General features: G+C 67.9%; 8 protein-coding genes. 4 read left to right on the forward strand and 4 right to left on the reverse strand.

The window, feature by feature from the left end:
* Nucleotides 1-13: 13 nt before the first annotated feature.
* From ACFU5M_RS26030 to ACFU5M_RS26045, 4 genes are all read right to left on the reverse strand, one after another.
* Nucleotides 14-658, reverse strand: a complete 645-nt coding sequence (locus ACFU5M_RS26030; RefSeq protein WP_379053379.1) for a TetR family transcriptional regulator — start codon at nt 656-658, stop codon at nt 14-16.
* The gene (locus tag ACFU5M_RS26035) at nt 655-1,449 is read right to left on the reverse strand and encodes an ABC transporter permease (RefSeq protein ID WP_379053381.1); all 795 of its coding nucleotides are present in this window, start codon (nt 1,447-1,449) and stop codon (nt 655-657) included. The genes ACFU5M_RS26030 and ACFU5M_RS26035 overlap by 4 nt, the downstream gene beginning before the upstream one ends.
* Nucleotides 1,446-2,177 carry an ABC transporter ATP-binding protein gene (locus tag ACFU5M_RS26040; RefSeq protein WP_379053382.1) on the reverse strand — a complete coding sequence of 244 codons (732 nt, stop codon included), beginning with the start codon at nt 2,175-2,177 and terminating at the stop codon, nt 1,446-1,448. The genes ACFU5M_RS26035 and ACFU5M_RS26040 overlap by 4 nt, the downstream gene beginning before the upstream one ends.
* 86 nt (nt 2,178-2,263) lie before the next feature.
* Nucleotides 2,264-3,778, reverse strand: a complete 1,515-nt coding sequence (locus tag ACFU5M_RS26045) for a multicopper oxidase family protein (protein WP_379053383.1) — start codon at nt 3,776-3,778, stop codon at nt 2,264-2,266.
* A gap of 243 nt (nt 3,779-4,021) precedes the next feature.
* On the opposite strand from ACFU5M_RS26045, the gene ACFU5M_RS26050 reads away from it, so the two are divergent.
* The 4 genes from ACFU5M_RS26050 (at nt 4,022) to tyrS (ending at nt 8,281) form a co-directional block, all read left to right on the forward strand.
* Nucleotides 4,022-5,194, forward strand: a complete 1,173-nt coding sequence (locus ACFU5M_RS26050; protein WP_379053385.1) for an NAD(P)/FAD-dependent oxidoreductase — start codon at nt 4,022-4,024, stop codon at nt 5,192-5,194.
* Nucleotides 5,195-5,196: 2 nt separating this feature from the next.
* Nucleotides 5,197-6,087, forward strand: coding sequence for an RNA polymerase sigma-70 factor (locus tag ACFU5M_RS26055; protein ID WP_379053386.1), 891 nt, complete (start codon nt 5,197-5,199; stop codon nt 6,085-6,087).
* Nucleotides 6,088-6,246: 159 nt separating this feature from the next.
* Nucleotides 6,247-6,888, forward strand: a complete 642-nt coding sequence (locus ACFU5M_RS26060) for a DNA-3-methyladenine glycosylase (protein WP_379053388.1) — start codon at nt 6,247-6,249, stop codon at nt 6,886-6,888.
* A gap of 103 nt (nt 6,889-6,991) precedes the next feature.
* On the forward strand, nt 6,992-8,281 hold the full coding sequence (tyrS, locus tag ACFU5M_RS26065) for a tyrosine--tRNA ligase (RefSeq protein WP_379053390.1): 1,290 nt from the start codon (nt 6,992-6,994) through the stop codon (nt 8,279-8,281).
* Nucleotides 8,282-8,721 lie beyond the last annotated feature (440 nt).

Consider the following 8,721-nt stretch of genomic DNA (forward strand, 5'->3'; position numbering starts at 1 on the left):
GCGGTGATCACGGTCATCGAGACGCCGTTTCCTGTCCGATGTCACCGGTCAGATAACGCTGCAGCGTCGGGCCCACCGCGGTGACGAGGTCGGGCGCGGGCATGGAGGCCAGCGGCTCCACCCCCACGAGCTTGCGGGCCACCAGCACGCCGATCATCTGCGACGCGACCAAGCCGATCCGGACCCTGCCGTCGTCCTCCGGGGTGGCGATGCGCAGGCGGACGCGTTCCAGCACGACCTCCAACAGGAACCTTCTGGCCAGGGACGGATCGTCGTTGCCGGCCAGGATGCTGCGCACCACGGCGACCACACCCGGCCCCGCGGGCGAGTCCCACACCCCGACCACCGCGCGAATGATGGTCTCGCCCAAGCGGTCCAAAGGCGCGGCCTCGATGATGCGCAGTGTCGTCTCGGGATCCACCGGAAATTCCACCACCGCGGCGAAGAGCTGTTGCTTGGTGCCGAAGTAGTGGTGCACGAGGGCCGGATCCACTCCCGCGTCGGTGGCGACCGCGCGCACCGAGGTCTTGTCGAAGCCTGCGTCGGCGAAACGCGCGCGGGCGGCCGCGAGGATGGCCTCGCGGGCGCCCGATTGCCCCGGTCGGCGACCGGTGCGGGTGGGCCGCTCGGCGCCGCCGGAGCCGTTGCCTGCCGTCATGTGGTCCGCCGTCGTAGCGTGGCCGCGCCCAGGCACAGGGCGACGATCGCGAACCCGGCGACGACAGCCAGATCACGCCACATCTGCCCGGTGACCTCCGGATGCGTCGAGACCTGTTGCAGCGCGTCGACCGCGTAGCTCAACGGCATCACGTTGCTGATCACCTCCAGCCAATCGGGCAGCTGGCCGCGGGGAACGAGCAGGCCGCAGAGGAAGATCTGCGGCGCGACCACGACCGGCATGAACTGTACGGCTTGGAATTCGGTGCGCGCGAACGCGCTTGCCAGCAGGCCCAGCGCCACCCCGCATACCGCGTCGACCACCGCGATCAGCACCACCCAGCCGGGGCTGCCCGCCGCGCCGAGCCCGAGCAGTCCGAACGAGACCAGGCAGGCGACGGCCGCCTGGGCGGCGGCGGCGAGCGAGAACGCGGTGCCGTACCCGGCGAGCAGGTCGAGTTTCGACAGCGGCGTGGACAGTAGCCGTTCCAGCGTGCCCGAGGTGCGTTCGCGCTGCATAGCGATCGCGGTGATCAGGAACATCACGATGAACGGCAGGATGCCGAGCATGCTGATGCCGACCCGGTCGAACAGCGAGACGGGGTTCAGCGGGTTGGTCGGGGTGTCCTTGTAGATGAAATACAGCAGCGCCATCAACAGCGCGGGAACCACCAGGATCATGGCGACGGTCCGGTGGTCGTTGCGCAGCTGACGCAGGATGCGGCCGGTGGTCGCGGCGTAGGGGCGCAGCGTCGGCGTCCGGCGGGGCGCGGCTTCCAGGGTGGCGGTCATGCGTTCTGTCCCATCGTGATCAGGGTGAGGAAGGCGGTCTCCAGGTTCTGCTCACCGGTCCGGGTACGCAGTTCGTCGGGGCTCAGCTCGGCGAGCAACTGTCCCTCCCGCATCAGCAGCAGCCGATCGCAGTGCTCGGCCTCGTCCATGACGTGGCTGGACACCAGCAGTGTCGTGCCGTTCGCGGCCAGTTCGTGGAACTGCTTCCACAGCTCGACCCGCAGCACGGGATCCAGGCCGACCGTCGGTTCGTCCAGAACCAGTAGCTGGGGCTGGGCGACCAGCGCGCAGGCGAGGGACGCGCGCGTCTTCTGCCCGCCGGAGAGCTCGTCGCCGCGCTGCTGGGCGTGGTCGAGCAGACCGACCGCCGTGATCGCGTCGTCGACGTCGGCGCGGTCGCGGCCGTAGAGCGCGGCGAAGTACGCGACGTTCTCGCGGACGCTGATGTCGTTGTAGATGCTCGGCGCCTGGGTGACGTAGCCGATCAGGTGGCGCAGCGCCGCGGAGCCCGCCGGGCGGCCGAGCGCGGCGACGTCGCCCGATTCGATGATCTGAGTGCCGACGATGCTGCGCATCAGCGTGGTCTTGCCGCATCCCGACGGACCGAGCAGCCCGGTGATCGAGCCGCGGGGGATGGTCAGCGAGACGTCGTGCAGTACTTCGCGGCCGCCGCGACGGACCCGCAGGTTCCGTACCTCGACGGCGGGAGATGGGGTGGCTTGCGACACGGTCGCCTCAATTCATCGAGTGTTGAATTCACTATGTGATGAATTTAGCGCGACGGCGCTGAACAGGCAAGAGTGTCGGTCGAGGATCAGTGGCCGTGGTGTCCCTGCGGCGTCCCCGCTGCCTGACCCGGGTTCACGACGACGAACTGACCCATCATCCCGAGGTCTTCGTGCCACAGCAGGTGGCAGTGGTACATGTAGGGCGCGTCCGGATCGGCCGGGCCGTCGAAGCGCATGGCCAGTCGTACCGTGCTGTTCGGCGGTAGGAAGACGGTGTCCTTCGGGCCGGTCAGCGCCGCCGGTGGCTGGGAGTCGTCCATCGCGAGCACGCGGAATTGCACATCGTGAATGTGGAAGTTGTGCGGCATGCCGTCGTCGTTGCGCACCACCCAGGTCTCCGTCGTCCCGCGCGTCACCGCGAAATCGATCCGGTCCATAGCCATCGGGGTGCCGTTGATCCCGGCGAGGTTCAGGTCGAAATGCCGTTCCCGCACCGAGTCGCCGCCGTCCGGCGTGGCGGGGGAAGCCAGGACCGCGGGCAGCTCGGGTGACGGCCGCAATGTGCCGGCCGCGCGCAGTTCCAGGATGTCGAAGGTGTCGTCGCCGCCTGCGAAACGTTGCGTCCAGAAACCGAGCCCGGCATCGAGTTCGCCGCCGCGCAGTACGGTGCGCTCGCCCGGTCGCATCCGCACCACGATCTCGGCGCGCTCACCCGGTGACAGCCGCAGGCGATCCTGTGTGCGCGGCTGTTCCAGCAAGCCGCCGTCGGTCGCGACGAGCGCGAACGGTCGCCCATCGGAGAATTCGAAGGTGTAGATCCGTGCGGTGGAGGCGTTGAGCAAGCGCAGCCGGACGAGTTCGTCGCCGACGTTCCGGTACGGCGCGAGCGTGCCGTTGACCATGGTCCGATCGCCGAGGAACCCGACATCGCGGAACATCCTGTGGGTGGAATCGAGTGCCGCGCCGTCGAACTTGAGGTCCTGCACGATCACCGGCAGATCGTCCACACCGTAGGTGGAGGGGAGGGACAGGGTGGTGGACACGTCGTCGTCGAGGAGGAACATGCCCGCCAAACCGCGGCGCACGTGGGTTTCGGTCGCGCCGTGCGGATGCGGGTGATACCACAGCGTCGCAGCGGGTTGATCGACCATCCACTGCGGTGTCCAAGCGGTGCCGGGCGCCACCATCTGATGCGGGCCGCCATCCATTGCGGCGGGCAGGTGCATGCCGTGCCAGTGCACAGTGGAGGCTTCCGGCAGGGTGTTGCGCACGGTCACCGCCACCTTCTCCCCGCGTCGCGCCCGCAGTGTCGGACCGAGATAGTCGCCGTTGAACCCCCAGGTATCTGTGGCCCGGCCGGGAAGGAATTCCCGCTGCCCTGCGCGCATGTCGAGTTCGAACGTGCGCGTGCCGTCGGCGCCGACCTGCGACGGCGCCAGCGGAGGGATGGCCAGTTCGTTCCGGAATTCCGTCTTGCCGACGGTGGTTACGGCCGCCCCGGCGTACACCCGGGCGACGCCAGCGATGACGAGGACCGGCAATGTCGCGATGCAGACGAGAACGAGGAGCAACCGCCTCCGCGGCCGGGAATTCGAAGACATGGACCGACGGTAGAAACACGCAGTGCCACAACATATCCGGAAGCGTCCCGATTTACTCCCCGATCCTCCCCTGATGCCGGTGCCGCGACCATCAGGGTGCGCGCGGATAGGCTCGGCCGAACGCGTTCGCCTTCTGTGACTCGGAACACATCGAGAGGTGTCACGTTACAAGCCGGTCGGCTGTCTCATGATCGTCACCACCGCCAACTCTGTCTCGGTGACCCGATCATTTGGAGCACTGTCATGAACACCGCACATCGGATCGTCATCCTCGGCGGCGGCTACACCGGCATGCTTGCCGCCGTTCGGCTGGCCCGGCGCACCCGTGCGCTGGACGTCCGGATCACGCTGGTCAACCCCTCGGCGCGATTCACCGAACGCCTGCGCATGCATCAGGTGGCCGCGGGCCAACAGTTGGCGGACCACCGGATCCCCGCGCTGCTGGAAGGCACCGGCGTCGCCTTCGTCCAGGGCTGGGCCACGGCCATCGATCCGGTGGCCCGAGAGGTCACCGTGGACGGTTCGGCTCGCCTTCCCTATGACGAACTGATCTATGCCCTGGGCAGCACCGCCGACACGAGCATCGTGCCCGGCGCCGCCGACCATGCGTGGACCCTCGACAACCCCGCCACCGGACACCTATTCGCCGAACGCCTCGCCGAGGTGGCGGCGCGCGGCGGCACGGTCGCGGTCTGCGGCGGCGGTTTGACCGGCATCGAGGCGGCGGCCGAGATCGCCGAGAGCCATCCCGGTGCGCGCGTCACCCTGATCAGCACCGGTGAGCCCGGCGCCATGATGGGCACCAAGGCCCGCGCCTACCTGCATCGGGCACTCGATCGGCTCGGTGTCACCCGGGCGACGGGCCGGGCCGTGGTGAAGGTGCTGCCCGACGCGGTCGAACTGGCCGGCGGCGAACTCGTGCACACCGACCTGACGCTGTGGACGGCCGGTGTCCGCGTCTCCGCACTGGCCGCGCAGGCCGGGATCGAGACCGACGCGCGCGGGCTGATCGTGGTCGACCCGACCCTGAAATCGGTGTCCCATCCGGCGATCCACGCCATCGGCGACGCGGCCGCGGTCCGCCAGGCGTGGGGCCGGATCCACGGCACCTGCCAGAGTGGCATGCCGACCGCCGCCTACACCGCCGACGTCATCGCGCGGCAGCTACGCGGCAAGCGGGTGCGTCCGTTCCGCTTCGGCTACTTCCATCAGCCGGTCAGTCTCGGCCGCAAGGACGCGGTCATCCAGTTCACCACGGCCGACGACCGTCCGCGCCGCGGCTACCTGACCGGCCGCGCCGCCGTCCGCTACAAGGAGACCGTCAGCAGCAGCCCGGTGCCGGTCTTCACGCTGAGCAAGCGGATGGCGGTGTCGGTCACGCTGTCCAAAGGCGGCCGCGCCACCAGGAGAATCTAGCCATGGCCGACCCGACATCCGAGCAGGACCCGTTCTTCGAGCACCGGCGACTGCTGTTCGCCACCGCGTACCGCATGCTGGGCACCGTCACCGACGCGGAGGACGTCGTCCAGGACGCCTGGCTGAAGTGGAACGACACCGACCGGTATACGGTGCGCCAGCCCAAGTCCTACCTCGTACGCACGGTCACCAACCTGTCGCTCAACCGGCTCACCTCAGCCAGGGCCACCCGCGAGAACTACATCGGGCCCTGGCTGCCCGAGCCGTTGCTCACCTCACCGAACATCGCCGAGGAGACCGAATTGGCCGACACCGTCTCCACGGCGATGCTGGTGGTCCTGGAAACACTCGGACCCGTCGAACGCGCGGTCTTCCTGCTGCGCGAAGTCTTCGGCTACACGCACGCCGAGATCGCCGAGACCCTGGATCGGCCCGAGCCCGCGATCCGGCAGATCGCCCACCGCGCCAAGCAGCACGTGCAATCCCGCCGACCGCGTTTCGACACCGACGAGGCGGAGCGCGACCACGTCACAGCCCGGTTCATGGCCGCGTGTTCGGGCGGCGACCTCAACGCGCTGATGGGCCTGCTCGCACCGGATGTCACCTCGTGGTCGGACGGCGGTGGCGTCGTCACCGCGGCACGCCGCCCGTTGTACGGACCCGATCACGTGGCGCGCTGGATACTCGGCGTGCTGGCCAAGCCGATCGTCGCCGGATTCGTGCTCGAACCCGCTCATATCAACGGTGAACTCGGCGCGCTCGCACTCATCGACGGGAACCCGGTGGCGGTGTTCACCTACGACATCGCGGACGGACGGATCCAGAACCTCCGGTTCCAGGTCAACCCGTACAAGCTGAAGGGTCTCTCGATGGGCACCGACACCCTGGGGTGACGACGGTCGTTCCAGGCTCCAGCCGACCAACCAGAGCGCGTGAGTGCGAGAAGAGCGCGTCGCGCGTCGGCGTTGCTCATCCCGCCACCCACGCATGACCGGAGAACGGGGCGGACCGCCGAGCGGCTGGCCGAACCCGTGTAGTAGCCGTCGAGGACAATGGCGGCTGTGTGTGCCCAGTCTGTCGAGGAACTCGCCGTCGAACCCCCCGCTGCCGCCCGGCGTCTGCTCGGTGCGACCTTGTGGTCTGGCTCGGTCGGTATCCGGATCGTCGAAGTCGAGGCCTACGGGGGAGACCCGGCCGGACCATGGCCGGACCCGGCTTCACATTCCGGTCGCGGCCGGACCAAGCGCAACGACGTGATGTTCGGTCCTGCTGGTGTGCTGTACGTCTACCTCAGCTACGGCATGCACACCTGCATCAACGTGACAAGCGGACCGGATGGGGTCGCCAGCGCCGCCCTGATCCGTTCCGGCGAGGTGATCGAGGGACTGGAGACGGTGCGCGAGCGCCGCCCCGGCGCTCGATCCGATCTCGACTCGGCCCGTGGCCCGGGCAATCTCGGCAGCGCGCTGGGAATCACTCTGAGCGACTACGGAACCCCGCTGTTCGATCCGGCCTCGCCGATCCGGCTCGAGCTGCACAGCCCGGTCGAGCCCGCCGAGATCGCCAGTGGTCCGCGGGTCGGCGTCAGTAGCGCGGCGGACGTGCCGTGGCGATTCTGGCTTCCGAGTTCGCGGGCGGTATCGGTCTACCGGCGCAGCCCGCGGGCTCCTCTGCCCGCCGCGAAGTCGGCTTGACCCTCGACACCGAGCGCACCGAAATCATTGGACCGAGTCGCATCGCGCCACGAGACTGAGGTGCACACAGGAGTCCGGACCTCGTGCGGAAAGATAGGACAGCGTGAGCGGCGACATCATCGACGAACTGACCTGGCGCGGACTGATCGCGCAGTCCACCGACCTGGACGCCTTGCGTGCGGCGGCGGCCGCCGGGCCGCTGACCCTGTACGCGGGCTTCGATCCCACCGCCGCCAGCCTGCACGCCGGCCACTTGGTGCCGTTGCTCGCCCTGAAGCGTTTCCAGCGCGCCGGACACCGCCCCGTCGTGCTGGCCGGTGGCGCCACCGGCCTGATCGGTGACCCGCGCGATGTCGGCGAGCGGACGATGAATTCCACCGACACCGTCGCGGACTGGGCTGGGCGGATTCGCTCCCAACTGGAGCGCTTCGTCGACCTGGACGACTCGCCCACCGGAGCGGTGATCGTCGACAATATGGACTGGACCGGGCCGCTGACCGCCGTCGACTTCTTGCGCGACATCGGCAAGCACTTCTCGGTGAACGTCATGCTGGCGCGCGACACCATCAAGCGGCGCTTGGACGGCGAGGGCATCTCCTACACCGAGTTCAGCTACATGCTCCTGCAGGCCAACGACTACTTGCAGTTGCGCCGCAACTACGGCTGCACGCTTCAGGTGGGTGGCTCCGATCAGTGGGGCAACATCATCGCGGGTGTCGAACTCAACCGCCGGGTGGACAGCGCGTCCGTGCACGCCCTGACCGTTCCGCTGGTGACCTCCGCGGACGGCAAGAAGTTCGGCAAGTCCACCGGCGGCGGCAGCCTGTGGCTCGATCCCGAGATGACCAGCCCCTACGCCTGGTACCAGTACTTCGTGAACACTGCCGACGCCGATGTGGTGCGGTACCTGCGTTGGTTCACCTTCCTGTCCCGTGCGGAACTCGACGAACTCGAGCGGGCGACCGCCGAGCGCCCGCATGCCAGGGAAGCGCAGCGCAAGCTCGCCGCCGAGATGACGACCCTGGTGCACGGGGAGGCCGATACCCGGGCGGTGCAGCTGGCCAGCCAGGCGTTGTTCGGTCGCGGGGAACTCCGCGAACTCGACGAGCCGACCCTCGGCGCGGCCCTGCGCGAAGCGGCGGTCGACGGTGAGGTCGCGCAGACCAAGGCCGGCGAGCCGAGCACCATCGTGGATCTGCTCGTCGCGACCGGTCTGTCCGAAAGCCGGGGCGCCGCCCGCCGCGCGGTGAACGAAGGTGGCGCCTCGGTGAACAACGTGAAGATCTCCGATCTCGAATGGACCCCGTCCGAGGCCGACTACCTGCACGGACGGTGGCTCGTCCTGCGGCGCGGCAAGAAGAACCTCGCCGGGGTTCTGCGGGCCGGTGCATGAAGATCGCGGTGGCTTGAATCACATGCGTGTGATTCAAGCCCGTCATCACTACGATCGCACGCCTTTGACCTGCGGAAACGCCAGCGCGTTCAGGCGATTTGACGAAGCGTTTTCCGCCGCGTAACTTTATCCAAGTCAGAGCGACACGGACACCGACCCGGAGCCGAGAAGCAAGGCGGAGACGCCGAGCGGATGGACTGGGAAACGAGGTAGGACGAGGAGCGCCTGGCAGCTCAATGCAGTGTGGATCATCCGATAGGCTTGACTTCGGAGGATCGCTTGCTTAGAATGGAAAAGTTGCCTCACAGAAGGTCCGGTTGAGACTGGCCTGGATGTGTGTGCGTGTGTTCTTTGAGAACTCAATAGTGTGTCGATGAATGTCAGTGCCAAATGTTTTATTTGGTTCCGGTCTTTCACCCCCCGTGTGGAGGGTCGGACAT

Origin of the sequence: Nocardia sp. NPDC057455 (assembly GCF_042802775.1) — a bacterium.
Classification (GTDB): domain Bacteria; phylum Actinomycetota; class Actinomycetes; order Mycobacteriales; family Mycobacteriaceae; genus Nocardia.

Excerpts from the sequence above, each read along its gene's own strand:
- ACFU5M_RS26035 (WP_379053381.1), bottom strand. The coding sequence starts at position 1,449 with ATGACCGCCACCCTGGAAGCCGCGCCCCGCCGGACGCCGACGCTGCGC.
- ACFU5M_RS26050 (WP_379053385.1), top strand. The coding sequence starts at position 4,022 with ATGAACACCGCACATCGGATCGTCATCCTCGGCGGCGGCTACACCGGC.
- ACFU5M_RS26045 (WP_379053383.1), bottom strand. The coding sequence starts at position 3,778 with ATGTCTTCGAATTCCCGGCCGCGGAGGCGGTTGCTCCTCGTTCTCGTC.
- ACFU5M_RS26060 (WP_379053388.1), top strand. The coding sequence starts at position 6,247 with ATGGCGGCTGTGTGTGCCCAGTCTGTCGAGGAACTCGCCGTCGAACCC.
- ACFU5M_RS26030 (WP_379053379.1), bottom strand. The coding sequence starts at position 658 with ATGACGGCAGGCAACGGCTCCGGCGGCGCCGAGCGGCCCACCCGCACC.
- ACFU5M_RS26055 (WP_379053386.1), top strand. The coding sequence starts at position 5,197 with ATGGCCGACCCGACATCCGAGCAGGACCCGTTCTTCGAGCACCGGCGA.